Below are 25,760 nucleotides of genomic sequence, written 5' to 3'. Positions count from 1 at the left end.
CCGGGGCGCGCGCCGGGCGGTGCGCGCGCCATCGTCCGCCCCCGGGCCGTCCGCCCCTGGGGCCGAGGGCGGGGCCGGGGCCGAGGCCGGGGCCGGGGTCAGCTCAGCTCGGCCAGGGCCTGCTGGGCCGCCCGTGTCTTCGGGTGGCCCGCACCGAAGTGCTCCAGCCAGGCAGCGGCGTTGGCCCGGAGGACCTCGCGGGCCTCCGGAAGACGGCCCTGCGCGGCGAGGACCCGGCCCCGGAGCGTGCCGACCTCCAGGGCGCGGTGGTGGTTCGGCCCGAGCGTGCGCCCGCAGAGCTCCGAGGACTTCTCCAGGGACGGCGCCGCGTCCCTCCCCAGCCCGAGCAGCGAGACCGCCGCGACGAGGTGGAGCGCGGCCTCCAGCTCCTCCTCGCCGACGGGGTCCGCCGTGGTGCGTTCGAGGGCGGGGCGGAGCACGGGCAGCGCTTCGTCGTGGCGGCCCTGTGCGTTCAGGGCGCGGGCCAGGCCGAGCCGGGCGGTGAGGAGGAACCGGGCGTCCAGGCCCGGGACGCCCGCCGCGTGGTCGAGGGCGGTGCGGGCCTCGGCCTCCGCCTCGACCGCCCGGCCGCAGGCCGTCAGCGAGAACACCAGGGCGTTCCGCGCGGCCGGCCCGAGCGGCACGGCGCCGGGCCCGCCCGAGGCCGCGACCTCCATCAGCGCCCGGGCCTGGGCCTCGGCCTCCTGGAAGCGGCCCAGGTAGGCGAGCGCCTGCGTCCGGTCGGACCTGGCCTTGAGCACGCGGGCACTGCCGTCGCCCGCGGTGGCGGTGGCGGCCGTTCGAGTGCGCGCGCCCACACCACCCGGCTCGCCAGGGTCGCGGCATCATCCGGGCCGAACACCTTCGAGCGGATGCGGACCGCCTCGCGGGCCACGGGCTCCGCGTCCCGCGCGCGCCCCCCGTTGAGCAGGCGAACGCCTTCCCGGTGCAGCTCCTGCGCCTTGGAGTCCCGCCACTGCTGGAGCAGTCCCACCTCGTACCCCCCCGTCGACGACGACCGGGCGATGACAGCGGGGTGCCCGGGGTGCCGCCCCGGGCGGCAGGCGCGCCGGTGGCCAGGGCCCAGTAGCGGTCGCCGTACCCGTCGGGACCGGGCTACGGTCCCGGCCCCCGGGCGCCGCCCGCCGGGTCCCGCGAGGGGGTGGGTAGATTCTCGATCATGAAAACGACAACGGGGGACGGTCGGCCGGTGCGGCCGGTGCGGGCGGCGCTCGACCGCCTGGGATCGGCGCATCCGACGGCGGAGCGCTCCCGCGCACTCCTGGGCGGGGCGCTGATCGCCGTCTCACTCCTGCTCTTCGCCTGGATCCTGGTCCTCGGGTCGGCCACCCGAGGGCAGGCCGAGGTCAGGAACTGGTCCACGGTGTGGATCGGCATGGATGTCCTGCAGGTCGCCGGTCTGATCGCCACCGCCAGGCTGCTCGTCCGGCGCTCACGCCTGACCGCCCTGGCCGCCGCCGCGGCCGCGACCCTGCTCCTCCTCGACGCCTGGTTCGACGTGATGACCGCCGAGGGCGGCGGCGCCTGGTACACCGCCCTCGCGATGGCGTTCCTCGTCGAACTCCCGGCCGCCCTCGGGCTCGGCGCCCTGGCCCGGTCCGCCCTGGACTGGTGAGTCGTGGATCGCTGAGTCCTGCCGGCGCCGGCCGATTCCGCTCAACTCGGGCCCCTCGCTGGGTCGGTAGCATGATCGTCACACCATCATTGGAGAGTTGCATGCCCGTCGTCATCGCCACGATCAGGACCAAGCCCGGCCGGCGCGACGAAGTCCTGGCCGCCTTCGAGCAGCACGCCCCGGCCATCCACGCCGAGGACGGCTGCGAGCTCTACGCCGTCCACGCCGGCCCCGACCGGATCACCGTGGTCGAGAAGTGGGCCGACCGGGCCGCCCTCGACGCCCACAGCGCCGGAGCGCCGCTGGCCGCGCTCGGCCCGGTCCTCGCCGCCGCCCTCGCCGAGCCCGCCGACGTCGCCGTCCTGGACGCCTTCCCCGCCGGAGACCCGGCCAAGGGCCTCATCTGACCGCGCGTCCTCCTCGCGCGGTCCGCACGGTCCGCACGCCCGGGCCAACAGACCCGGGCGTGCGGACCGTCTGGCCCGTCAGGCAGGGTGTGGTGTCCGCCGGGCAGGGGCGCGGCGTCCGGCGGCGGCTACCAGGTGAAGAAGTCCGGCAGTTCCTCGGCGGGCGGCAGCGGTGCGTCCGCCGGGAGCGGGCGGATCTGGACGAAGGCGTGCTCGAACTGGCAGTACGAGAAGGGGTCCATGCCCGGGGCCACCACCAGGGCGTTGTCGCCGCGGCGCCAGACGCGGTACCGCCACCGGTAGCTCGAGTGCGGTTCCCGCTGGTGGCTGAGGTCGTGATCGGGCGGGCCCAGCAGGGTGGTGAACTGCTCTGCCACGGCGTCCAGTTGTTCGTTGAAGGTGTCGGTCTCCTGGTCGGTGCTGCGCTGCCAGCCGGGGAGGGTGCCCCAGAAGTCCTCGGCCATCCCGCCGTCGGGGTCGACGTAGTACTCGTAGGCGAAGGGCAGGAAGAGACTGTCGTCGCCGTACACCAGGTGGCCCGCCGGTGTGCAGGCCTTCTCGTTGAGCTCGCCGAGGTGGTCGCCGGTCGAGCGCCAGCCGGCGTCGGTCATCGCGCGTTCGCCGGCGTCGCCGTCCGTCCAGTCGAGGTCCGCCATCGCCACCAGCTGGGCGGCCAGTTCGGGGCCGACGGGGCAGCTCGCGACGATCCAGGGGGTGTCCTCGTCGTCCTCGGGCTCGTCGAGGTCGGGCTCGGGGGCGAGGGGTGCGTCGGACACTGGGGGACTCCCGTTCTGCTGCTCGGTTCGAACGGTCACCCTAGCGGCGGCCGGAAGTCGACGGGGGCGTCGAAGGCCGCACGGCGGGTGGCCCGGCGCAGGGCGCGCAGGACGGGGGTGCCCAGGGTGAGGCAGAGCACGACGGTGAGGGCGGCGCGCGGGAGGTCCCAGCCCAGGGAGGTGGTGAGGCAGTAGGCGGCGAAGCGGACCAGGTTGGCGGGCAGCGGATCGCCGGGGTGGAAGGAGATGGAGCCGGCCAGGCCGCCGATGTACGGCCAGCCCTGGAGGTTCATGATCGTGCCGTACAGGACGGCGGAGACGGCGCCGTACCCCGCCAGCAGCAGTAGTTCGCGGCGGCCGCGCAGCGTGGCCTGGCCGGGCAGCAGGCCCGCGCCGAGGCAGACCCAGCCCATGGCGAGCATCTGGAACGGCAGCCACGGCCCGACCCCGCCGGTGAGCAGCGCGGAGGCGAACATCGACAGCGAGCCGAGGACGAAGCCGAAGCCGGGGCCGAGGACCCGCCCCGACAGCACCATCAGGAAGAACATCGGTTCCAGGCCCGCCGTCCCCGCCCCCAGCGGCCGCAGCGCGGCGCCGGCCGCCGCCAGCACCCCCAGCAGGGCGACGGACTTGGCGTCCAGGCCCGGCGCCCCGCCGCCCGCCGTACGGCCCTCGGAGATCTGCGCGATGACGACGGCCAGCAGCAGCGGCAGCAGCAGCGCGAACAGCCACGGCGCGTCGGCGGAGTGGCCGACCAGGGCCGAGCCGGTGGAGGCGAGCAGCGGCCAGCCGAAGGCCGTCACGCCGACCAGGGAGACCAGGGACAGCGCCGCGACGGAGCGGCGGCCGAGCGGTACGGGTCGGCTGCTCATGCGTGCAGTGCCTCCGCGACCTGCCGGACGGTGAGCCACGGTCCGGGCGCGAGCACCTTGGCGACCTGCGGCGCGAAGGCGGGGGAGGAGACCACCACCTCCGCGGTCGGGCCGTCGGCGACGATCTCGCCCTCGGCCAGGATCAGGGTGCGGTGGGCGAGTTCGGCGGCGAGTTCGACGTCGTGGGTGGCCAGCAGGACGGCGTGCCCCTCGGCCGCGAGCCCGCGCAGGATCTCGACCAGCCGGGCCTTGGCGGCGTAGTCCAGGCCGCGGGTGGGCTCGTCCAGGAGCAGCAGCGGGGGCCGGGCGGTGAGGACGACGGCGAGGGCGAGGGTGAGCCGCTGGCCCTCGGAGAGGTCCCGGGGGTGGGCGGTGTCGGCGATGCCGGGCAGCAGTCGCTCGACCAGGGCGCGGCAGCTGCCTGCGGCGGCCCCGGCGTCCGCGTCCGCGGCGGCGCACTCGGCGGCGACGCTCTCCCCGTACAGCAGGTCGCGCGGGTCCTGGGGGACGAGGCCGACGTGCCGGATCAGTTCGGCGGGGCGGGTGCGGTGCGGGGTGCGGCCGCCGACGGTGACGCGGCCGGAGTCGGGGGCGTGCAGGCCGACCAGGCTGCCGAGCAGGGTGGACTTGCCGGCGCCGTTGCGGCCCATCAGGGCGGCGATCTCGCCGGGGCGCAGCACCAGGTCGACCCCGCGCAGGGCCTGGACCGGGCCGCGGCGTACGGCCAGCCGGTCGACGGCGGCGATCGGGGCGGCGGGGGCGGCAGGGGCTGCGGACGGCCCGGCGGACGCAATGGCGGACGGACCGAACGGCCCGGCCGGGCCGCCGGGCGCGCGCCCGTCCAGCTCGGCGCGCAGCGTGGCGGCCTTGCGCCGGGCGTCCCGGACGGACAGCGGCAGCGGCCGCCAGCCGGCGAGCCGGCCGAGGCCGACCACCGGCGGGTGCACGGGGGAGTGCGCCATCACCTCGGCGGGTTCGCCCAGTACGGGCGGTTCGCCCGGGGTCAGCAGCAGCACCTGGTCGGCGTACTGGACGACCCGCTCCAGCCGGTGCTCGGCCATCAGCACGGTGGTGCCCAGGTCGTGCACCAGCCGTTGCAGCACGGCCAGCACCTCCTCGGCGGCGCCCGGGTCGAGCGCGGAGGTGGGCTCGTCCAGGACCAGGACGCGCGGGTGCACGGTGAGCACCGAGCCGATCGCGACGCGCTGCTGCTGGCCCCCGGAGAGCGAGCCCAGGGCGCGGTCGCGCAGGTCGGCGAGGCCGAGCAGGTCGAGGGTCTCCTCGACCCGGCGCCGCATCACGTCGCCGGGCAGACCCAGCGACTCCATGCCGTAGGCGAGTTCGTCCTCGACGGTGTCGGTGACGAAGTGCGCCAGCGGGTCCTGGCCCACGGTGCCGACCAGGTCGGCGAGTTCGCGCGGCCGGTGCTCGCGGGTGTCCCGGCCGCCGACGGTGACCCGGCCGTGCAGCACCCCGCCGGTGAAGTGCGGCACCAGGCCGCTGACCGTGCCCAGCAGGGTGGACTTGCCGGAGCCCGAGGGCCCCACCAGCAGGCAGAGTTCGCCCTCCGGCACGGTGAGGTCGACGCCCGCCAGCGCCGGGGCGGCGGAGTCCGCGTACCGGACGGAGACCTGCTCGAAGGTGATCACGATGCCCTCCGGGGCGGGGTCGGGGCGGCGAACGCCGGTACCAGGCCGAGGAGTACGGCCAGGACGGCGGCCAGCGGCAGCTCGGGGACGGTCGGCGGGACGACGGTGGGGGCGAAGGCGGCCGGATCACGCGTCGCGAGGTAGGTGAACAGGGCGGCCACGGCGGCCCCGGAACCGGCGGTCAGCCACTCCGGCAGTGCCCAGGGATCCGGCCGGTAGCGGGATCTGACGGACCGTCGGTTGCCGAGCAGCAGCCCGGCGAAGGCGGCGGCCAGGCCCAGCAGCAGCACCGGCAGCGCCCAGCCGGCGCCCCCGGCGGTCAGCAGCCCGTACGCAGCCAGGCAGACCCCGAGCAGCCCGGCCAGGGTGAGCGCGGCCGTCACCCGGGCCAGTCGGCGCGGAACGTCGGCGGTGCGGCCGAAGCCGCGGGTGTCCATCGCCGCCGCCAGGGTGATCGAGCGCTCCAACGCGCCCTCCAGGACGGGGAGTCCGACGCTCAGCACGGCCGCGACGCCCTTGTCGGTGCGGCCCCGCAGCCGGCGGGCGGCGCGCAGCCGGCGCACGTCGGCGACCAGGTTCGGCGCGAAGGTCATCGCCACCACCACGGCCACGCCCGCCTCGTAGAGCGCGCCGGGCAGGGCGCGCAGCAGCCGGGCCGGGCTGGCCAGCGAGTTGGCGGCGCCGACGCAGATCAGCAGGGTGGCCAGGCGCAGCCCGTCGTACAGCGCCGCGAGCAGGCCTTCGAGGGTGACCCGCCCGCCGATCCGCACCCCCTGCGCCCAGCTGGGGAGCGGGAGTTCGGGCAGGGTGAACAGCACGTGGGTGCCGGGGACGGGCGAGCCGAGCAGCACCGCGAAGACCAGCCGGATGCCGAGCACCAGCAGCCCCAGGCGCAGGAACGCCCCGTACGAACGCGACCAGGGCGCGTCGCCGCGGCGCGCCGCGACCACGTACCCGGCGGTCGCGGCGAGCAGCAGCAGGAGCACCGGGTTGGTGGTGCGGGTCGCCGCCGCGCCCAGCCCGAGCGCCCACAACCACCAGGCCCCGGGGTGCAGTTGGCGCGGTCCGACGGGCGGGCGGGTGCTGCGGATGGTGCTGCTCACGGATCTGTCCTGGGAACGGGGTCGGGGCGTGCCACGGCACGCCTCAGGAGTTACGGCGGCGGCGCGCCTGCCAGACGGCGCCACCGGCGAGGACGGCGACCAGCGCGCCACCGGCGACCAGGCCGAGGTCGGGGCCGCTGCCGTCGCCGTCGGTGCTGCCGCCGCCGGCCTTGGGCTGCGCGGCGGCGCCCGCGTCCACCTGGTCGCCGCAACCGGACTTCGGGTAGCCGGCGATGGCGCAAAGCATCCCGTTGGACTCGTAGCGCAGCGGCGGGGCGACGGCGGCCAGCACCTCGGCCGAGGTGGCGCGCGGTGCGACGCTCGCGCAGGCGGTCCGCGACCCGGGCGGCGCGGCGGCGGACGTACCGGCGTCCTCGGCCGTGCCGAAGTCCAGCACCACGGCGACCCGCTTACGGCCGTCCTGGGCGGGGGTGGCGGCGCAGATCCCGTCGAACCCGGCCGCGGTGCGCGGCTTCGCGGCGTCCTGTCCGCCGTCCGGGCTGAGGGCGAACCGCCAGCCGTCCACCGAGCCGTCCGGCGGCACGGCGGTCGCGGGCCCCTGCTGCTGGTACGTCCAGGCCCCGCTGTCGGCCCCGCGCCAGAACGACCAGTACCGGTACCCGGCGGCCTGCGCCGGGGTGGCGCAGGCCAGCAGCGCCAGGGCGCCGAGCAGGGCGAGCGTCAGGCCGGCCGGTGCCCGCCGGGGGCCGCGGCCCCCGGCGACGTCACGCTGCGCCCGCATCAGAGCTTCGGGTTGCGCTTGCGCTGGAGGCTGAGCAGGAGCCCGCCGCCGACGCCGACCAGCAGGCCGACGATGATCAGCCAGAACTGCCCGATGCCGCCGCTCTTCTCCTTCGCCGGGGCGGCGGCGGTCGAGGGGGCCTCGGCCTTGGGCGTCGGGCCGAGGGCGGTGAGCTGGCCGAGGAGGGCGGCGTCGCTGCGGCGGCCGGCCTGGTCGACCAGCAGGAGGGTGGCGGTGGCCGCGGCGTCGGTGCCGTTCTTGGTCCAGGTGGCGCCCTGCCCCTCCAGCCAGTCGACGGCGTCGGCGGCCTGGTCGGGGTGGCCGCTCTGGATCAGGGCGAGGGCGGCCCAGGCGGTGGCGGTGTAGTCGGGCTTGGGTTCGGCGCCGGGGGTGGTGAGGGTGAGGTGTCCGCCGTCGGTGCCGAGCTGGGCGGCGAGGTAGGCGCTGACGGCCTCGCCCGCCTCGGCGTGCGGCACGGTGGCGGGCGCGGAGCCGTCGGCGCAGGCGAGCGGCTTGGCGGTGGCGTCGGCGTGCACCGAGGAGGCGACCGGCAGGTGCCCGCCGGCGGCGGCGAGGGCGGCCTGGGCGGTGGCGAGGGTGTTGGGGGCGAGGGTGCCGGCGGCCGGGTCGGGCTGGAAGGCGAAGGCGCCGCGCTGGTCGGCGGGGGCGGCGCAGCCGAGCTGGAAGCGGGCGAGGCCGTCGAAGGCGTTCTTCCCGGCGGCGCCGCCGGTGCCGGGCTTGGCGATGCTCGCCGGGTCGGTCCGGGCGGCGAGCAGCGCGTTGACGACGAGGCCGGTGGAGTTGGCGTCGCCGGGGTTGCCGGGGTTGTAGGCCCAGCTGCCGTCGGCGTTCTGGTTGGCCTTGAGCCACTGGAGGCCCTTGTCGACGGCGCTCTGGTGCCCGCCGAGGGCGACCAGGGCCTGGAGGGCGACGGCGGTGGCGTTGCTGTCCTCGGTCTTGGGGTCGCAGGCCGCGCCGGCGGCCCGGTAGGAGGGCCAGCCGCCGTCCTCGCACTGCTGTCCGGTGAGCCAGTTGACGGCGGAGTCGGCGGGGGTGACCTTGGCCGCCGTCAGCGCGGTGAGCGCGAGGGACTGTCGCCAGACGCCGTCGTACGTCGGGTCGCTCTTGCCGTACAGGCCGTCCGGGGCGGCGGCCGTGGGCGACGGGCTGTCGGCGAGGGCCGGTCCGGCGGAGAGGCCGGCGAGCAGCGCGGCGGACAGGGCGGCGGCGCCCAGACGGGCGGCGGTCAGCATGGTGCGGGTGTGCCTTTCGGTGAGCGGTGGTGGGCCCCGGCGGGGGCCGTTCCGTAGTCCTCGACGGGTGCCGGGCGGGTGCGGGTGCCCGGCTCGCCGCTCGTCCCTCCCCGGGTGCCCCGGCTCGCCCGGGGCGCCGGGGGCGCGGTCGGGCTCACGGTTGCGGGTCAGCGCCGGATTCGCACCGGCTTCCCCCGGGGGAGGAGCGGGATGGAGTTGTGCTGCCCGTCGACTCTAACCGCCGGGCCGCGGCGCGCGGGTCGGCCGGGGCGGCGCAGAGCTGGAACAGGTTCCAGAAATCGCCCCCGGTAGCCGCCCCGGCGGCCGGGGCGCTCAGGGCAGCGTGAGCAGCCGGGCCGCGGTGTGCAGGTCGGCCCGGACCTCGGCGATCGAGGCGCGCCCGGAGAGCCAGGCGACCAGGGCCGAGTGCCAGGTGTGCTCGATGACCCGGACGGCCGCGCGCTGGCCCTCGCTGGGCGGGCCGGACTGCCCGATCGCGTCCAGGATGAGCTGTCCGGTGGCGGCGCTGACCTGGTCCACCTCGGTGCCGACCGAGCGGTCCGCGAAGCTGAGCGCCCGGACCATCGCCTCGGCCAGCAGCGGCTCGCGCTGGAGCGCGTGGAAGGCCCGGGTGAGGGCGTCGGCGACCCGCAGGGCCGGCTCGGGATCGGTCGGCGGGTGCCGCCGGATGTGCTCCTGGAGCCCCTGGAGCTGCTCCAGCATGACCGCGACCAGCAGGTGGACCTTGGACGGGAAGTACCGGTACAGCGTCCCGAGGGCGACCTGCGCGCTCTCCGCGACCTCCCGCATCTGCACCGCCTCGTACCCGCCGCGGGCGGCCAGCGCGGTGGCGGCGCGCAGGATGCGCCGCCGCCGCTCGGCCTGGCGCGCGGACAGCGGCGGCTCGCCCGGCGCGGAGGAGGCGGGGCTCACGGACGTGGTCGGCGACGGCAAGGGTGCTCCCGGGGGGCGCGTGGGTGGCGGCGTGCTCCAGAAAGGTCGACCGGAAGTCGACCCGCGGTCGACCCGCGGTCGGTCGGGCCCGGCGTGGCGGGAATCACCAGCCCTGGCTCCTGAGCGAAAGCTACGGGCCGGTATCTTCGAGGTCTCTCATTGTTCACATGGTCGATGACGAGTTCCACAGCCACTGAAACCTGATCTACTTTAGCGATCGGTGCCACCGTTGGGCGCCGCTCGCACCGATAGCAGCCAGAGATGAGGGCCGAGGATGACCGCGCAGCCGCTGCGGATTGCCCTGCTGTCATACCGCGGGGACCCGTTCTGCGGCGGTCAGGGCGTGTACGTACGGCACCTCTCCCGCGAGCTGGCCCGGCTCGGCCACCACGTGGACGTGATCGGCGCCCAGCCCTATCCCGTGCTGGACGAGGTCGAGGGCCCCGGCTCGGTCCGCCTGGTCGAGCTGCCCAGCCTGGACCTCTACCGCGCCGACGACCCCTTCCGCACCCCCGCGCGCGGTGAGTTCCGCGGCCCGGTGGACGTGCTGGAGTTCGCCACCATGCGCACCGGCGGCTTCCCCGAGCCGCTCACCTTCTCGCTGCGCGCCCGGCAGTACCTGGCCCGCCACAAGGGCCGCTACGACGTGGTGCACGACAACCAGACCCTCGGCTACGGCCTGCTGGGCCTGGCCCGGCACGGCTTCCCGCTGGTCACCACGATCCACCACCCGATCACCGTGGACCGGCAGTTGGAGCTGGACGCGGCCACCACCCGGGGCAAGCGGCTGTCGCTGCGCCGCTGGTACGCCTTCACCCGGATGCAGCGCCGGGTCGCGGCCCGGCTGGACCACGTGATCACCGTCTCCGGCACCTCGCAGCGCGAGATCGCCGAGCACCTGGGGGCCGCCCCCGGCGCGATCTCGGTGGTGCCGATCGGCGCCGACACCCGGCTCTGGTCGCCCTCGGCGCAGATCGAGCGGGTCCCGGGCCGGATCGTCACCACCTCCAGCGCGGACGTGCCGCTCAAGGGGCTGGTGTACCTGGTCGAGGCGCTGGCCAAGGTCCGCACCGAGCGGGACGCCCACCTGGTGGTGGTCGGCAAGCCGCAGAAGGAGGACGGGCCGGTGGCCGAGGCGGTGCGCGGCTTCGGGCTGGCGGAGCACATCGAGTTCCGCACCGGGCTGAGCGACCGGGAGCTGGTCGACCTGTACCGCTCGGCCGAGGTCGCCTGCGTCCCGTCGCTGTACGAGGGCTTCTCGCTGCCCGCCGCCGAGGCGATGGCCACCGGCACCCCGCTGGTGGCGACCACCGGCGGGGCGATCCCCGAGGTGGCCGGGCCGGACGGCGTGACCAGCCTGGCGGTGCCGCCGGGGGACGCGGGCGCCCTGGCCGCCGCGCTCGGCCGGCTGCTGGACGACCCGGAGCTGCGCGCCGAGCTCGGCGCGGCCGGCCGGGAACGGGTGCTGGCCCGGTTCACCTGGGAGCGGGCCGCCGAGCTGACCGCCGAGGCGTACCGCGCGGCGATCGCCACCGGCGTCGGCGCCCGGGCCCGCTTCGGGCCGGGCTGGCGGTACGTGCCCTGAGGGGCGCGCCCGTGAGCGAGTCGCTCCGGGCGTTGAGGCGTGTGTGACCTGACGAAGCGTCAAGGACGCTTGGTGGCAATAGGAATGGGAGCCCTGCAGTGCTGACCGTCGATTTCTCGCGCTTCCCGCTCGCCCCCGGCGACCGGGTGCTCGACCTGGGCTGCGGCGGGGGCCGGCACGCGTTCGAGTGCTACCGCCGCGGCGCCAACGTGATCGCCCTCGATCAGAACGCCGAGGAGATCGCCGAGGTCACGAAGTGGTTCGCGGCGATGGAGCAGGCCGGCGAGGCCCCCGAGGGTGCGTCGGCGGTCGCGATGGAGGGCAACGCGCTGGCGCTGCCGTTCGAGGACGACTACTTCGACAAGATCATCATCTCCGAGGTGATGGAGCACATACCCGATGACAAGGGCGTGCTCAACGAGATGTTCCGGGTCCTCAAGCCGGGCGGCCTGCTCGCCGTCACCGTGCCGCGCTGGCTCCCGGAGAAGATCTGCTGGGCGCTGTCCGACGAGTACCACGAGGTCGAGGGCGGCCACATCCGGATCTACCGGGGCGACGAGCTGCTCGGCAAGCTCAAGGACGCCGGCCTGGAACCCTACGGCACCCACCACGCGCACGCCCTGCACTCGCCGTACTGGTGGATCAAGTGCGCGGTCGGCGTGGACAACGACAAGGCGCTGCCGGTCAAGGCCTACCACCAGCTGCTGGTCTGGGACATCGTCGGCACCCCGGTGATCAGCTCGATCACCAAGGCCGCCGAGAAGGCGCTCAACCCGCTCATCGGCAAGAGCTTCGTCGCCTACGCCGCCAAGCCGAACAAGGTCGAGCGCGCACCGGGCGGGGCGGAGTGACCGCCGCCGTCCCCGAGGTGCTGCTGCTCGACGGGGTGCTGGACGCCGAGCAGGCGGCCGACACCGTGCGCAGCATCCTGGCCGAGCAGCGCCCCGACGGCGCCATCCCCTGGTTCGCGGGCCACCACCTCGACCCCTGGGACCACACCGAGGCCGCGATGGCCCTGGACACCGCCGGCGAGCACGCCGCCGCCGAGGCCGCCTACCGCTGGCTCGCCTCCCGGCAGAACCCGGACGGCTCCTGGTACGCCGCGTACACCGACGGCGCGGTCACCGACCGGGCCAAGGAGAGCAACTTCTGCGCGTACATCGCCGTCGGGGTCTGGCACCACCACCTCAGCACCGGCGACGACGCCTTCCTGGAGTGGATCTGGCCGGTGGTCCGGCGGGCGCTGGACTTCATCGTCGGCCTGCGGCTGCCCGGCGGCCCGATCGCCTGGCGGGTCGACGAGAGCGGTGCCGCCACCGGGGAGGCGCTGCTCACCGGCTCGTCCAGCATCCTGCACGCGCTGCGCTGCGGGCTGGCCGTCGCCGACTACCTGGAGGAGCCGCAGCCCGACTGGGAACTCGCGGCCGGCCGGCTGCGGCACGCCATCGCCCACCACCCCGAGCGGTTCCTCGACAAGGACCGCTACTCGATGGACTGGTACTACCCGGTGCTCGGCACCGGCCTGCGCGGCGACGCGGCGGTGGCGCGGATCGAGCGGGACTGGGAGCGCTTCGTCGTCCCCGGCCTCGGCGTGCGCTGCGTCAGCGACCGCCCGTGGGTGACCGGCGGCGAGAGCGCCGAACTGGCGCTGGCGCTCTGGGCGATCGGCCAGTCCGACCGCGCGGTGGACATCCTGCGCTGGATCCAGCGGCACCTGCGGCACGAGGACGGCTCGTACTGGACCGGGTACGTCTTCGAGGACGACGCGATCTGGCCCGAGGAGCGCACCACCTGGACGGCCGGGGCGCTGCTGCTCGCGGTGGCCGCGCTCGGCGGGGACCCGGCGACCGTCGCGGTCTTCGGCGGGGACCAGCTGCCCGCCGGGCTGGTGGTCCAGGACTGCTGCTGACGGCACGACCGCTGCTGACGGCACATGGAAGGGGCGGGACCGGTGATCCGGTCCCGCCCCTTCCCGTCTCCGTCGCGCGGCTCGGGTCCGCGCCGTGGCGTCAGCCGCGGTGTCAGCCGCGCTGGATGCCCGTGGTGTCGGCCAGCACGCCCTGGGTGCCGTCCGGCAGCTGGGCGACCAGGGCCGCGCCGCGCTGCTCGACGGCCAGGTACCAGGTGCCCGGCACGACCTCGCCGACCGGGGCGCCGGCCGGGTTGTCCTTCGGGGCCAGCTGGCGCGGGGCCGGGACGGCGAACCAGAAGGGCTGGAAGTCCGCCGCCGGGGCGGCCGGCTGCGGGGCACTCGGCTGCGGGGCCGGCACGGCGGCGTCCTGCGGACCGGCCACCACCGGCTGGCCCGGCTGCGGCTGGCCGGCGGCCGGGTAGCCGTAGCCACCGGCCGGCTGGGCGCCGAAGGCCGGGTCGTGGCCCTGGTTCGGGTAGCCGTACTGGCCGGGGCCGGGGTGACCGGGGGCACCCGGGTGGCCGGGCTGACCCGGCATCGGGTAGCCGCCCTGGTACGGGACGGCCGGGCGCTCGGTGACCAGCGGGGCCTTGAGCGCCGGCACCAGCGGTGCGGCCGCGGCCGCACCGGCCAGCACGATCAGCGAGATGAGGCCGAGCCAGGCGCCGAAGCCGTGGCTGAGCGTGGTGGCGCTCGGGCCTCCGCCGAGCGCCCAGACCGAGGTCCAGAGCGCGGCGACGCTGAACGCGATGCCCCACTGGTCCAGCCGCAGGCCGAGCACCTGGCGGTTGGCCGCGGCGGCGCCCTGGAAGCGCTGCACCAGGATCAGGACGGCTGCGGCGATCCCCAGGAGGTAGATCGACGGCAGGATGGGGAACAGCTGGGTGCTCCACGCGTTCTGCGAGGTGTCCCCGCAGTACCGACCGCTGCAGTCCACGGTCCAGTAGGGCAGGAAGGAGGCGATGAACAGCAGGACGGCCGCGCCTGCGACGGCGGCGTCTCCCCTGGTGAGAGCGCGCAGATTCACTTACGTTCCCCTCGTTGACGTGTCGTGGACGGTGCTTCGTGCGGTCGGGCTGACCGGCCGAAACTCCCGAACGGACCAGAAGCCTAGGCCCAACCGTCCTGCCGGTGCACGGCGGGACCGGGAACGGGTCGAAGTCGTTGCAAACCGTGCCGAGCCGGTGGGTGCCCGCTGGTCGGCCCCGTACGCCCCAACTCCCTTGCCCGGTCCGGTCAGTGGGTGGTCAGGAAGGCGCCCAGCGCGTCGGCGATCCCCTGGGCGGCCAGCTGCCGCCACTGAGGGTCCGTCATCCGTCCGGCGTCCGCGGAGTTGCGCATGTTACCGCACTCGATGAACACCTTGGGAACCGCGGAGAGGTTGAGGCCGCCGAGGTCGGAGCGGGTGTCCAGGCCCTGGTCGGCGATGTAGTCGGCGTACGGCTCGCCGGTCGCGGCGTGGAAGCGGTCGCGCAGCAGCAGGCCCAGCCGGTGCGAGGGTTCGACGATCGCGGAGTTGTCCGCCTTACCGGCGACCACCTTGGCGGGCATGATCACATGGAAGCCGCTGCCGCTCGCCGGGGCGCCGTCGGCGTGCACCGACAGCGCGACGTCCGCGTGGGCGTCGGCGCCCGCCCTGGCCCGCTCGTCGACGCACGGGCCCCACGGGCGGTCGCCGTCCTGCACCATGACGACCTTGGCGCCCCGGGCGGTGAGCAGGGCGCGGGCCCGGCGGGTGACGTCCAGGGTGTAGTCGGCCTCGGTGTAGCCCGCGTTGGTCTCGGTGCCGGTGGTGTCGCACTCCTTGTGGCCGTTGCCGACGTCCACCTGGCGGTTGATCTCGGTGGGGTGGGAGAAGTTGCCGGGGTTGTGGCCGGGGTCGAGCACCACGGTGCGGCCGGCCAGGTCGGCGCCGCCGGTCGGGGCCTGCGGGGTGGCGGCGGATGCCGGCGTGTCGGTGGGTGCCGGCGTGGCGGTGGGCGTGCCGGGCGTGGTGCCGCCGGTCGACGGGGCCTGCGGGGTCGCCGGGGCCGGGCCGGTGGACGCGGCGCCGGCGGGCGGTGCCGCGGCGGGCTGTGCGGCGGCCGTGGCGGCCGCCGGGCCGGAGTGGTCCAGGGACCGCCAGCCGAACCAGCCCGCCGTGCAGAGCGGAACGGCCACCGCCACCGCGGTGGCGGTGCGCAGCAGGGCGGAACGGCGGGGGGCGGGGGAGGTCGGGCCGGTCACGGGTGGTTCAGATCCTGTCCGAGGTGGGCGGGGTGAGACCGTAGGCGTCCGCGATCAGCTTCCACTTGGTCAGGAAGTCGTTCTTCGCCTGGGTCGCCTGGGGGTTGAGCTCGTCCGCGTGCTTCTTGTCCGGAGTGCTCGGCGCGTTGCCGGAGCAGCCCTGCTTGGCCACGGCGCGCGCCCAGGCCGCGTACGCCTTGTCGATGTCGGCGGACAACTGCCAGGCGGACTTCAACGAGTTCACCGCGTCCGCGCCGCCCGGGACGTCCGTGACGCTCAGCTTGGCGAGCTTGCCCAGCAGCCCCTGGCGCTGGCCGGCCCCGCTGTCGAAGACCTGCGCCGCGCTCTCGATGTCGGCCTTCGACGGGCAACTGCTGACCTTGGCGACGGCGTTGCCGATCTGCGTCCTGGCGTTGCCGCCCTCGGTGAGCAGCCCGTCCAGCGCCTGGGCCTGGGCCTTGGCGTTGGGGCCGGCCGTGGTCGCGGACGGGGTCGGTGTGTCGGAGGGGGTGGCCGTGGCGCCGGGCGCGGCGTCCGTGCCGGTCGGCGCCGGGGTGGGCGGCGGGTTGCCGGAGCTGTTCGCGTTCGTGGCCGACGGGGCGGGCGCGGCCTGGCCGCCCTGGTCGCCGCCCTGGGCCGCGTACAGCAGGCCGCCGCCGACCGCCAGCACCAGCAGCACCGCGAAGCCGATCAGCAGCGGGGCCCGGCGGTTGCCCGGGCGGTCCCCGTCGTCCTCGTGGTCGGGCGGGAGGGCGGCCGGGTGGTCCGGCTGGGCCGGGTATGGCTGGGCGCCGTACGGCTGGGCGCCGTACGGGCCTTGCGGGGTCTGGGGGGTCTGCGGGGCCTGTGGGGCCTGCGGCGTCTGCGGGTACGGCGGTGGCGGGTACCCGTACCCGCCCTGCTGGTCCGTGGCCTGCTGGTACGGGTGGCCGGCCGGGGGCGGCGGCGGGTAGACGTACCCGGGGCCGGGGAGCGGACCGCCCTGGGCGCCGCGGTCCTGCGGGGTCGCGTGCGAGGGGAACGGCGCGGCCGGGGGCGGGGTGACCCGGGGGAGGGCGGCGGTGGGCGCACCGGGGCCCGGGGGCGGGGGCGGAGGGGTGGCCGGGCCCGACATGTCCGGCGCCGGACCGAAGCCCGGGGCGGTGGACAGGTACGGGCGGCCGCCCAGCGGCGGGTCCTGGTCGTCGGCCGCGCCCGGGGCGGGGGCCGCGGGCGGTGCGGCGGGGGCGGTCCCGGCGTCCGGGCGCTGCGGATTGCGGACCCAGCCGCCCGCGCCGCCGCGCGCGGTCGGGTCCCAGACCGCCGGAGCGGTGTTGTGCTGGTCCGTCATGTGCCGCTAGCCCCCACCGTCCGCCGATGCTCTGCCTGGTGCTGCCGCCTGTGCCGCAGCCGCCTGGTGCTGCGCGGACACCGTACCGTTCGACCCCTCGCCCGACAGCCCAGGCACGACGTTAGAGCATCGGGGCGGGGCCGCGGGGGGTATCTCACGGGGCGGTCGGGGGCGGTGGGCGGGGGCTGGGGCCGGGTGTGCGGGACCTCAGACGGCGGCCCGGCGCAGGACGCGCAGCGAGCCGGTCACCGAGACCTCCTCGAAGCCCTCGGCCAGCGCCCGCAGATACACCCGGTAGGGCGCCTGGCCGCCGTCCGCCGGGTCCGGGAACACGTCGTGCACCACCAGCAGGCCCTCCGGGGCCAGGTGCGGCGCCCAGCCCTCGTAGTCACCGGTGGCGTGCTCGTCGGTGTGCCCGCCGTCGATGAAGACCAGCGCGAGCGGGCGCCCCCACAGCGCGGCGATCTGCGGCGAGCGGCCGACCAGCGCGACCACGTGCTCCTCCAGCCCCGCCGCGTGCAGGGTGCGGCGGAACCGGGGCAGGGTGTCCATCCGGCCGACCTCCGGGTCCACCAGGGTCGGGTCGTGGTACTCCCAGCCCGGCTGCTGCTCCTCTGAGCCGCGGTGGTGGTCCACGGTCAGCGCGACCGTCCCGGCCTCCCGGGCCGCGGCGGCCAGCAGGACCGCCGAGCGGCCGCAGTAGGTGCCGATCTCCAGCACCGGCAGCCCGGTGCGCCGGGCCGCCGCCACCGCCGCCCGGTAGAGCGCGAGGCCCTCGTCCACCGGCATGAACCCGGTGGCCGCCTCGAACGCCGCCAGCACCTCCGGCGCCGGGCGGGCGCCCTCCAGCAGGTCGGACATGCGGTGCTCCTCGGGGGTTCGGGCGGCGGACGGACGTGCTCGGACCCTACTCGACGGTAGCGGGGCGGGCGCCGGGAGGTCGGCCGGTCCGGTCGGCGGGGCCGTCGGCCGCTGTCCTCGGCGGGGGCCGTCGCCGGGTGCCGTCGGCCGGTGCCGTAGGGCCGGTGTCGTCAGCCGGCCAGGAGCTCGGCGGCGATCCGGGCGCGGTGCGGGGCCAGCTCGACGGCGATCGCCCCGGCCTCGGCGGCGGTGGCGGTGACGGCCGCCTCCCGGTCCGCGGCGCGCTCCGCCAGCGCGATCCGCAGCTGGGTCGGCGGGTGGGAGCCGTCCACGGCGGACCGGTCACGGGCGCTCAGCCGCAGCAGGCGCTCCCGCTCGGTGGCGGGGACGGTGGCGAGCTGCTCGCGCACCCGATCCCAGAGCTGGTCCGGGGCGGGCGGCGCGGGGGCGTCCTCGGCCCGACGGTTCCGGCTGCGGACCACCCGGGGCCGTCCGCGCTCCTCGGCCCGGACCCGGTGGACCGCCGTGGCCACCGAGCCGCAGTGCAGCAGCGCCGTCAGCATGCCCCGGGCCGCCTCGCCGCCGGCCACCCGGACGGCGAGGGTGTCCGCGTGGTACTCGGCCTGCTGCCCGGCCCTGGAGGTGAGCCGGTCGAACAGCACCAGGCCCTGGTGGAGCAGCCAGGCGACGCCCCGGAGCACCAGTCGGCCGAGGGCCGTGCCGAGCCGCACCAGCAGCGAGACCTCGTCCCGGCCCGTGACGTACCCGTCGTGGCCCGGGCGGGTCATCTGGTACCAGGCCCGGAGCGCCGAGATCGCGCTGTACAGCCAGAACGAGCGCCGGCGGTCGCCGTTGACGTGGTGGCCGAACTCGTGGCCGAGCAGCGCGACCCGCTGCCGGTCGTCCAGCACCTCCCAGAGCTGCAGCCCGATCCGCAGGACCGACCGGCGGCGCAGCCCGACCAGCCCGTACGAGGCGTTGAACTCGTCGGTGACCTGGATGACGTCCACCGGCCGGGCGCCGACCTCGGCGGCCACCCGGTCCGCCAGCCCGTACAGGGCCGGCGCCCCGGCGCGGTCGAGCACGGTCTCGTCCTTCGGCACCCGCCCGAGCCGGGGCCGCAGTGCCACGGCGATCACCAGCACCACCGCACCGATGCAGCGCTGCACGACGGTTCCGGCGATCAGCAGCCAGAGCGCCAGGGCGAAGGTGCCGACGGTGACGAGGTGGATCACCCCGGCCGCGGCGGAGGCCAGCAGCCAGTCCCGGCGGGCGGTGGGGGTGGCGCCCCCGGTGGCCTGCTCCTGGAACAGCCGGTCGGTGCGGTCGGCGGCGGCCCGCTCGCGCCGGGTGGGCGCGGGGGCGGTGTCCGCCCCGGGTGCGAGGTTCCAGTCGCAGGCGGGGCACCAGGCGAGGAAGCGGGGATCGTCGGTCAGGGCGGCGCGGCAGCGTGGGCACGGCGAACCGTGGGCGGGCGTGCCGGGGGAGGCTGCGCCGGAGGCGGCGGGTGAGGCGGCGGCGTCGGGGGGCGTGAGCACGGCGATCATGATGGCGGGCCGGACCGCCGCTGTGCAGAGGGCTTGTTCGTATTGTGATCAGTCCGCCGGCCCGCCGCCCCTGGCGCCGTTCTGGAACGCGTTCTAGTCGGTGCCGGGCGCCCGTGCCAGAATCGCCCCGACCCTTGACCCGAGGCACACCGGGAGCAGCCCCATGCGCGCAGCCGTCCTGCACAAGACCGGCCAGGACACCCTCGACGTCCGCGAGGACGTCACGGCGCTCGGCTTCGGACCGGGCGCCGTACGGGTCCGGATGCGCGCCGCCAGCCTGTGCCACTCGGACCTCTCCGCGATGAGCGGCGTCCTGCCGCAGCCCGCGCCCTTCGTCCCCGGGCACGAGGGCGCCGGGGACGTCGTCGAGGTCGGCGAGGGCGTCACCGGCGTCGCCCCGGGCGACCGCGTGGTGCTCTGCTGGATGGCCCCCTGCGGACGCTGCGCCCACTGCGAGCACGGCCGCGGCCACCTCTGCATCGCCAGCCTGCGGCGGCTCGGCGCCCCCGGCTTCCGGCTCGCCGACGACGGCACCGAGGCCTCTGGCTTCTACGGCACCGGCGCCTTCGCCGAGGAGGTGGTGGTCGCCGCCGACGCGGTGATCAAGGTGCCCGCCGACCTGCCGTACGAGGCCGCCGCCCTGATCGGCTGCGGGGTGACCACCGGCATCGGCGCCGCCGTCAACACCGCCCGGGTCGAGCCCGGTTCCTCGGTCGCGGTGATCGGCGCGGGCGGCGTCGGCGTGGCCACCGTCCAGGGCGCCCGGGTCTGCGGCGCCGCCCGGATCACCGTGGTCGACCCGGTCGCCTCGCGCCGCGAACGGGCCCTCGCCTTCGGCGCCACCGAGGCGATCGCTCCCGAGGAACTCAAGTCGTTCGCCAAGGGGTTGCCCGGCGGGGGCTTCGACCACGTCTTCGAGGCCGTCGGCCGCGCGGCCACCGTCCGGGCCGGCTACGACGCCGCCCGGCGCGGCGGCGCCGTCGTCGTCATCGGCGCGGGCGCGCAGGACGACCTGGCCCAGTTCACCATGGGGGAGCTGTTCTTCAACGAGAAGCGGCTGCTGCCCTCGCTGTACGGCGGGGCGCCGGTCGCCCGCACGATCGCCCTGGTCGTGGACCTCTGGCGGGCCGGGCGGATCGACCTCGACGGGATGATCACCCACCGGGTCGGGCTGGCCGAGGTGAACCTGGCGATCGAGCAGATGCGCAGCGGCGAGGCGCTGCGGACGGTGATCTCGCTGGACTCCTGACGCCCTGCCGCACCTGCCCCACGGCTCAGCGGGGGTGACATGTGCGAGGGCCCGCCGGGGAGTCTCCTCGGCGGGCCCTCGCGGGGTGTTGTGTCGGTGTGTTTCCTCGGATCAGCCCCGGGCGCCGGCGGCGCGGTGGCGGCCGTGCGGGTCCACCCCGGGGGTGTCGTCGGCGGCCGAGCCGCCGCGGTGGCGACCGTGCGCCGCGGTGTCCTCGGCCGTCTTCTCGTCGGCGTCGGTCCCGTAGACCGCGGGGCCGGTGGTGTCGGTGAGGGTGTCGGACATGAGAATCGTCTTCCGTGCGAGGGTGCAGGTCATCGGCGCCCGCCCGGTGCCTGCGGCACACGGTCGGGTCCCCGATCGGGCGCGCGGAACGCGCCCACAGCCGGTGATCGCGGCCCGTGGCCCCGGCCACCATAACGGCCGGGACGGACGAGATCCTATCGACCTCATGGGGCGAGTCCCGCCCCGCCCGCCCCGCCCGTAACGCCCGGGGCCGTCCTCGACGAACCCAGCCAGTGGCCGACGAGTTCGCGGTAGAACGGCGACAGCACCTGGAGGTCGCCGTGCCGGGCCAGCAGCCCGCGACCGCCGTCCAGCAGCAGCACCCGGTCCGCCCGCAGCGCCGAACTGATCCGGTGCGCGACCACCACCAGCGTCCCCGGCCGCGCGGCGAACGCCCGCTCCACCCGCTCCTCCGCGGCCGCCTCCAGCTGGCAGGTCGCCTCGTCCAGCACCACCACCGGCGAGTCCGCCAGGTACGTCCGCACCAGGGCCAGCAACTGGCGCTCACCGGAGGAGAGTTCACCCGGATCGCGCAACGTGCCGGCCAACCCGCCCAAGCGCGCCACCAGCCCCTCCGCCCCCAGCCGCCCGACGGCCTCCGCGACCTCCCGCTCGGACGCGCCCGGGGCGAGCCAGGTCAGGTTCTCCCGCACCGACCCCGGGAACACGTACGCCTCCTGCGGCAGCAGTGCCACCCCGCGCGGGCCGCCACCGACCACCACCGCCCCCGCCGTCGGCGCCACCAGGCCCGCCAGCAGCCCTGCCAGGGTCGACTTCCCCACCCCGCTCGGCCCCACCACCGCCACGTGCTCCCCGGGGCGGAACTCCGCGTCCAGCCCGTCCAGCACGGCCGGAGCGCCCGGCGCGTGGGCGTACCGCACCCCGAGCAGCCGGACCGCGCCGAGCGGCACGCCGTCGGCGGGGGCGGGGGCGGGGGCGGGGGCGGGGGCGTCGGCGTAGGCGTCGGCGTCGGCGGGGACGGGGGTGGGCTCGGGTGTGGGGGTCGATTCCGCCAGGCGGTCCAGCACCACACCGAGGTTGAGCAGCCAGCCGCCGACCGTGCCCGCCAACGTCCTGACGGCCGGGTCCAGTTGCTGGAGGAGATAGGTGGCGACGCCGAGCAGCCCGCCCGCCGTCAGCACATCGTGCGCCAGCAGCCAGGGCGCCGCCGCCAGGACGGCCAGGACCGGCAGCCGCCCGCCGAGCGCCACCACGAGCGCGCGCAGGGCCGACGCCCGGCCCAGCGCCCGGGAGGCGGCCGCGCTCTCCTGCGCCACCCCGGTCAGTGCCCGGGCGACCGCGTCGGCCGCACCCGTCGCCTGTACGTCGCGCAGTCCGCGCAGCGCCCGCCCGGCCTCGGCGGCGAGCCGCTCCTCGGCCAGGACCGCCGCCCGCCGCCCGGCTGCCAACGGGCGCAGCAGCCGTACGAACAGCAGCCCGGCCACCAGCAGCGGCACCAGCACCAGCGGCAGCACGGCCGGCGCCAGCAGCGCCAGCCCGACCAGGGCGGCGACCAGCGTGACCCCCACCCCGCGCAGCGTGCGGAGCAGCGTCGCGGTCAACTGCCGTACGGACTCCACCTGTTCGGTCAGCCGCGCGACCGCCGCCGGATCCGCCCGCGGCCGCGCCAGCGCACCGCGGACCACCCGCTCCACCAGCGCGTCCCGCAGCGGCTCCACCACCCCGGCGAGGTACGGGAACCCGGCCCGCGCCGCGTACGCCCGGACCGCCATCGCGGCCCCGAACCCGCTCAGCCAGGCCATCCCGACCCCCGGCTGCCCGGCCAGGAACCCCTGATCGACGGCGGCCGACACGAACAACCCGGACAGCAACGGCGGCACCGCCTCCACCCCTGACCAGAGCAACAACCCCACCAGAGCCCGCCGCACCCCCCGCAGCTCCCCCAGCAGGACCCCCACCCCCGGCGCCGCCCGCGAGGCCCGCCGCCGACGCCTGGCCACCACCGCGCTCGTCCCCGGGCGTGCGAGCGGCGGCGTCGAGGCCCCGGGCCGCAACGCCTCGGGCGTCGGCACCCGTGCTCCGTGCCGGGTGGCCAGCCGCGCCAGCCCAACTCGCGCGGCCCGCACCGGCCGGGCCGACGGCACCCCAGGCCGCGCCGCCCGCCGCCGACCCCCGCGCACCGGCGCCCCGGACCCAGGCCGCAGGCCCTCAGCCACGACCGCCCCTTACCTCGGGTCGCGCGGGCCGCCTTGCCCTCGCACCCCCAGCTGCCGACGCGTTCGTCCCGGGGTACGCGAGCGGCGTCGCCGACGCCCTCGGCTGCCGGCCGTCGTGCGTTGGCACCCGCAATCCGTGCCGTGTGGCCAACACCAGCCAGGCCAGGAGCATCCGTTCCGGCACTGCAGGCCGCGCCGCCCGCCGCCCACCCCCGTGCGCCAGCACCCTCGGCTCACGCACGAGCGCCCCTACTCCGGGTCGCGTGAACCGCCTTGCCCACGCGCCTGGCTGCGGACCCCCGGCCGCCGACGCGTTCGTCCCCGGGTACGCGAGCGGCGTCGCCGACGCCCTCGGCCGTACCTTCTCGGGAGTTGGCGCCCGCACTCCGCGTCGCGTGGCCAACACCGGCCGGGCAATCAGGCCCCACCCTGATACTCCCGCCCGCGCCTCCGACTGCCGTCGATCCCCGGCCGCGACCGTGTCCGCCTCGGGCTGCGCGCCCTCAGGCGCTGCAAGGCTCGTCCCGGGGTACGTGAGCGGCCTTGCCGAGGCCCCCGGCCGCGAGAGCTTCTTGGGCGTTGTCACCCGCGATCCGCGTCGTGTGGCCAACGCTGGCCGGGCGCGCAGTCCTCGCGCCGATACTCGCGCCCGCGCCTCCGATTGCCGTCGATCCCCGGCCGCGACCGTGTCCGCCTCGGGCTGCGCGCCCGAAGGCACTGCAACGCTCGTTGCGGGGGACGCGAGCGGCCTTGCCGAGGCCCCCGGCCGCGAGAAGTCCTTGGGCGTTGTCACCCGCGATCCGTGCCGTGTGGCCAACGCCGGCCGGGCGCACAGGCCTCGCCCCGATGCTCCCGCCCGCGACACCCGGCGCCGACCCCCGGGCTCCCGTATCTGTGCTGCTCGCGTCGCCCGCGCGGGTCGGGCCGGCCGCCACCGGCGCTGCCGCCGGGGTGTGTCCGCCTCCGCTGCGGGGCGGGCGGGCCGTCGGGCCGATGCCCCCGGCGCCCGCCGGTGGCCCGGTCGGGTTGGCGGTTGCACTGGAAGTCGGCCCGGCCGACTTCCAGTGTCGGGGGTGGCGTTGGTGCTTGTGCGGTTCGCGGTGGGCAGTGCCATGGAGGTCGATCCAGTCGGCGCTCGGAGGGGCGGGAAGTCGGTCGGGAATTCGGGCTGAGCGGTGTGCGCGAGAAGTCGATGGGGCCGACTTCTGGTGCGGGGGCGCCGGGGGGTCGACACGGCCGATCCCCCCGCACCGGAAGTCGATGGGGCCGACTTCCGGTGCGTCATGCCGTGGCTGCCTGGAGGGTGGTGGCCGAGAGGGTGGCGCGGTAGTCGGGGTGGGTGAGGAGGCGGGTGTGGGGGGCGAGGGCGCGGAGGCGGCCGGCGTCGAGCCAGGCGACGAGGTCGGCGCGGGCGGCGACGGTCGCGCGGTGGGCGACGACCAGCCGGGTGCGCCCGTGGGTGGCGCGGTCGAGGGCCTCGGTGACCTGGTACTCGGTGGCGAGGTCCAGGCCGGAGGTGGCGTCGTCGAGGACGACGACGCGGGTGGGGCGGGCCAGCAGCCGGGCGAGGCCGAGGCGTTGGAGTTCGCCGCCGGAGAGCTGGAGTTCGTCGAGCGGGGTGTCCCAGCCGAGGGGGAGCCGGGCCAGGAAGCCGTCCGCGCACGCGGCCGCCGCCTCGGCCGGGCCCGCTCCGGCGAGTGCGTCGCGGACGGTGCGGCCGACCAGGTCGGGCCGGGCGAAGGCGTAGCCGACGGCGTCCCGCAGGCCGGCGGGGGACAGGGCGTCCACCGGGACGCCGTCGATCAGTACGGCGCCCTCGTCCGGGTCGCGCAGTCGCCCCGGCAGTGCGGCGAGCAGCGACTTCCCGGAGCCGGAGCGCCCGACCAGGGCGACCGTACGGCCGCCGGGGACGGTGAGGTCGAGCGGGCCGAGCAGGAGCCGTTCGCCGTCGCGCACCACCACGCCCCGCAGGGTGACCTCGCCGGGCCCGCCCGCCGGGAGGGCCGCCGTACCGGCCGGGGCCGGTGCGAGCGCCAGCAGTTCGTCGACCCGGGCCTGCCCGGCGCGCGCCTGGGCGACCCCGACCAGCGCCTCGACCTGTTCGAAGAGTCCCGCGCCGAGCGCCGCCCAGCCCGCCGCTGCGGCGAGCGCGCCGGGGGCGAGGGTGCCGTCGGCGAGCAGCGCCCCGGCGGTGGCGAGCACCGCGATCTCGACCAGGGCGATCAGCAGGGTGGCCTGCCAGGCGGTGCGCCGCTGGGCGGCCCAGAGCGCGTGCCCGGCCGCGGAGAGATCCGGGAGCGGTGCCAACACCCGTGCGGCTTCGCGGTGTTCGGCGCGCGCCGCGTGGATGCTGCGCAGCCCGGTGAGGGCGCCGCTGAGCCGGGCCGCGAGCTCGGCCTGCACCTCCTGGTAGCGGGCGAACACCGGCCCGGCCTGGCGCAGGAAGAGCCGGATCAGCACCACGCCGGGCAGCACGCCCGCGAAGAAGGCGAGCGCCAGCCAGGGCGACAGCGCGGCGAGTCCGAGGATCGCGCCGATCGAGGTGAGCAGCGCGGTGGCCGCGCCGAGTACGGCGGGGAGCCGGCCGCCCGCGTCGGCCGCCGAGCCGAGCAGCCGGGCTGCGAGGTCGCCGGGTGGCGGCCCGCCGTGGAGGCGGCCGCCGGGCCCGAGGGCGAGGAGGTGGCGGAGCAGGCGCCCGCGCAGGGCGGCGGTGGCCTCGGCCGAGCAGGCCGGTCCGGCGGCCGCGGCGGTGGCGTTGGCGACGGCGGCCGTCAGCAGCAGGAGGGCGGGCAGGGCGAGGGCGGCCCCGGTTCGATGGCTGAGGACGGCGTCGACGGCTCCGGCGAGGACGGCGGGCAGGGCGAGGGTGGTGGCGGCCTCGACCGGCAGGGCGATGCCGAGTGCGAGCGTCCATCCGGTGGGTCGTCGTGGCAAGTCCGGCCTCCTGTCGGTGAGTTGGGTGTGGGTGTGCGAAGGCGGGTGCCGCCCTCGCCTGTCCGGACAGGCGAGGGCGGCACCCGTGGGCCACTGCTCCTGGTCAGCTGTTGGTGAAGATCAGGCAGGTCAGGATGAGACAGGTGTACTGGCAGCCGCTGCCGTGGCCGGTCAGCTCGACGGACTCGGTCTCCGGCAGGTCCTGCAGCGCCGCGAGGTCGGTCTCGAAGTCCACCATGTTCTCCATGATCGGGTCCTCCCC

Annotated in this window: 23 protein-coding genes and 1 riboswitch; of the genes, 6 read left to right on the top strand and 17 right to left on the bottom strand. The window is 76.5% G+C overall.

The annotated features are described in order from the left end of the window. Window positions 1–98: 98 nt before the first annotated feature. Window positions 99–818, bottom strand: a complete 720-nt coding sequence (locus AB0F71_RS05000; RefSeq protein ID WP_360228290.1) for a tetratricopeptide repeat protein — start codon at window positions 816–818, stop codon at window positions 99–101. 362 nt (window positions 819–1,180) lie between these two features. On the opposite strand from AB0F71_RS05000, the gene AB0F71_RS04995 reads away from it, so the two are divergent. Then, complete coding sequence (locus AB0F71_RS04995; protein WP_360228287.1) at window positions 1,181–1,636, top strand: hypothetical protein; 456 nt, start codon at window positions 1,181–1,183, stop codon at window positions 1,634–1,636. A 101-nt stretch (window positions 1,637–1,737) separates the two neighbouring features. After that, complete coding sequence (locus tag AB0F71_RS04990; RefSeq protein ID WP_360228284.1) at window positions 1,738–2,043, top strand: putative quinol monooxygenase; 306 nt, start codon at window positions 1,738–1,740, stop codon at window positions 2,041–2,043. Window positions 2,044–2,171: 128 nt separating this feature from the next. On the opposite strand, the gene AB0F71_RS04985 is transcribed toward AB0F71_RS04990, so the two are convergent. The 7 genes from AB0F71_RS04985 to AB0F71_RS04955 form a co-directional block, all read right to left on the bottom strand. Further along, window positions 2,172–2,819 (bottom strand): hypothetical protein, encoded by a 648-nt coding sequence (locus tag AB0F71_RS04985; protein ID WP_360228281.1) that lies wholly within the window; start codon window positions 2,817–2,819, stop codon window positions 2,172–2,174. A 35-nt stretch (window positions 2,820–2,854) separates the two neighbouring features. Next, window positions 2,855–3,691 (bottom strand): ECF transporter S component, encoded by an 837-nt coding sequence (locus AB0F71_RS04980; RefSeq protein WP_360228278.1) that lies wholly within the window; start codon window positions 3,689–3,691, stop codon window positions 2,855–2,857. Continuing rightward, entirely contained in the window at window positions 3,688–5,340 is a 1,653-nt protein-coding gene (locus tag AB0F71_RS04975) for an ATP-binding cassette domain-containing protein (RefSeq protein WP_360228275.1), read from the bottom strand. The genes AB0F71_RS04980 and AB0F71_RS04975 overlap by 4 nt, the downstream gene beginning before the upstream one ends. After that, window positions 5,337–6,443, bottom strand: a complete 1,107-nt coding sequence (locus AB0F71_RS04970) for an energy-coupling factor transporter transmembrane protein EcfT (RefSeq protein ID WP_360228272.1) — start codon at window positions 6,441–6,443, stop codon at window positions 5,337–5,339. Before AB0F71_RS04970 ends, AB0F71_RS04975 begins: the two co-directional genes overlap by 4 nt. Before the next feature lie 43 nt (window positions 6,444–6,486). Further along, entirely contained in the window at window positions 6,487–7,185 is a 699-nt protein-coding gene (locus tag AB0F71_RS04965) for an SCO2322 family protein (RefSeq protein ID WP_360228269.1), read from the bottom strand. Continuing rightward, window positions 7,185–8,438, bottom strand: coding sequence for a prenyltransferase/squalene oxidase repeat-containing protein (locus AB0F71_RS04960; RefSeq protein WP_360228266.1), 1,254 nt, complete (start codon window positions 8,436–8,438; stop codon window positions 7,185–7,187). Before AB0F71_RS04960 ends, AB0F71_RS04965 begins: the two co-directional genes overlap by 1 nt. 113 nt (window positions 8,439–8,551) lie before the next feature. Beyond that, window positions 8,552–8,632, bottom strand: a riboswitch (cobalamin riboswitch). Window positions 8,633–8,771: 139 nt separating this feature from the next. Beyond that, window positions 8,772–9,392, bottom strand: coding sequence for a TetR family transcriptional regulator (locus AB0F71_RS04955; protein WP_360228263.1), 621 nt, complete (start codon window positions 9,390–9,392; stop codon window positions 8,772–8,774). 274 nt (window positions 9,393–9,666) lie between these two features. On the opposite strand from AB0F71_RS04955, the gene AB0F71_RS04950 reads away from it, so the two are divergent. The 3 genes from AB0F71_RS04950 (at window position 9,667) to AB0F71_RS04940 (ending at window position 12,886) form a co-directional block, all read left to right on the top strand. Then, on the top strand, window positions 9,667–10,977 hold the full coding sequence (locus AB0F71_RS04950) for a glycosyltransferase family 4 protein (RefSeq protein WP_360228260.1): 1,311 nt from the start codon (window positions 9,667–9,669) through the stop codon (window positions 10,975–10,977). Window positions 10,978–11,075: 98 nt separating this feature from the next. After that, entirely contained in the window at window positions 11,076–11,828 is a 753-nt protein-coding gene (locus AB0F71_RS04945; protein WP_360228257.1) for a class I SAM-dependent methyltransferase, read from the top strand. Further along, window positions 11,825–12,886 carry a prenyltransferase gene (locus tag AB0F71_RS04940; protein ID WP_360228254.1) on the top strand — a complete coding sequence of 354 codons (1,062 nt, stop codon included), beginning with the start codon at window positions 11,825–11,827 and terminating at the stop codon, window positions 12,884–12,886. Before AB0F71_RS04945 ends, AB0F71_RS04940 begins: the two co-directional genes overlap by 4 nt. Before the next feature lie 112 nt (window positions 12,887–12,998). On the opposite strand, the gene AB0F71_RS04935 is transcribed toward AB0F71_RS04940, so the two are convergent. The 5 genes from AB0F71_RS04935 to AB0F71_RS04915 form a co-directional block, all read right to left on the bottom strand. After that, on the bottom strand, window positions 12,999–13,916 hold the full coding sequence (locus AB0F71_RS04935; protein ID WP_360228251.1) for a hypothetical protein: 918 nt from the start codon (window positions 13,914–13,916) through the stop codon (window positions 12,999–13,001). 209 nt (window positions 13,917–14,125) lie between these two features. Then, window positions 14,126–15,115, bottom strand: a complete 990-nt coding sequence (locus AB0F71_RS04930; RefSeq protein WP_360228248.1) for an N-acetylmuramoyl-L-alanine amidase — start codon at window positions 15,113–15,115, stop codon at window positions 14,126–14,128. Window positions 15,116–15,122: 7 nt separating this feature from the next. Further along, window positions 15,123–16,445 (bottom strand): hypothetical protein, encoded by a 1,323-nt coding sequence (locus tag AB0F71_RS04925; RefSeq protein WP_360228245.1) that lies wholly within the window; start codon window positions 16,443–16,445, stop codon window positions 15,123–15,125. Between the two features lie 207 nt (window positions 16,446–16,652). Then, on the bottom strand, window positions 16,653–17,306 hold the full coding sequence (locus tag AB0F71_RS04920) for a class I SAM-dependent methyltransferase (RefSeq protein WP_360228242.1): 654 nt from the start codon (window positions 17,304–17,306) through the stop codon (window positions 16,653–16,655). A 170-nt stretch (window positions 17,307–17,476) separates the two neighbouring features. Beyond that, complete coding sequence (locus tag AB0F71_RS04915) at window positions 17,477–18,844, bottom strand: M48 family metalloprotease (RefSeq protein ID WP_360228239.1); 1,368 nt, start codon at window positions 18,842–18,844, stop codon at window positions 17,477–17,479. Between the two features lie 172 nt (window positions 18,845–19,016). Here AB0F71_RS04915 and AB0F71_RS04910 point away from each other — a divergent pair, with 172 nt between their 5' ends. Then, on the top strand, window positions 19,017–20,102 hold the full coding sequence (locus AB0F71_RS04910; protein WP_360228236.1) for a Zn-dependent alcohol dehydrogenase: 1,086 nt from the start codon (window positions 19,017–19,019) through the stop codon (window positions 20,100–20,102). Between the two features lie 111 nt (window positions 20,103–20,213). Here the strand turns inward: AB0F71_RS04910 and AB0F71_RS04905 are convergent, their stop codons facing one another. The 4 genes from AB0F71_RS04905 to AB0F71_RS04890 all read right to left on the bottom strand — a co-directional run bounded on the left by AB0F71_RS04905 (window position 20,214) and on the right by AB0F71_RS04890 (window position 25,745). Continuing rightward, entirely contained in the window at window positions 20,214–20,387 is a 174-nt protein-coding gene (locus tag AB0F71_RS04905) for a hypothetical protein (RefSeq protein ID WP_360228233.1), read from the bottom strand. A 164-nt stretch (window positions 20,388–20,551) separates the two neighbouring features. Beyond that, complete coding sequence (locus AB0F71_RS04900; RefSeq protein ID WP_360228230.1) at window positions 20,552–22,252, bottom strand: ABC transporter ATP-binding protein; 1,701 nt, start codon at window positions 22,250–22,252, stop codon at window positions 20,552–20,554. A 1,593-nt stretch (window positions 22,253–23,845) separates the two neighbouring features. After that, window positions 23,846–25,498 carry an ABC transporter ATP-binding protein gene (locus tag AB0F71_RS04895; protein WP_360228227.1) on the bottom strand — a complete coding sequence of 551 codons (1,653 nt, stop codon included), beginning with the start codon at window positions 25,496–25,498 and terminating at the stop codon, window positions 23,846–23,848. 103 nt (window positions 25,499–25,601) lie between these two features. Further along, window positions 25,602–25,745, bottom strand: coding sequence for a VenA family class IV lanthipeptide (locus AB0F71_RS04890; protein WP_157882160.1), 144 nt, complete (start codon window positions 25,743–25,745; stop codon window positions 25,602–25,604). Window positions 25,746–25,760: the final 15 nt, after the last annotated feature.

Source organism: Kitasatospora sp. NPDC028055 (genome assembly GCF_040637885.1).
In the GTDB taxonomy this organism is placed as follows: Bacteria; Actinomycetota; Actinomycetes; order Streptomycetales; family Streptomycetaceae; genus Kitasatospora.
This window is presented reverse-complemented; position numbering and strand designations above follow the sequence as displayed.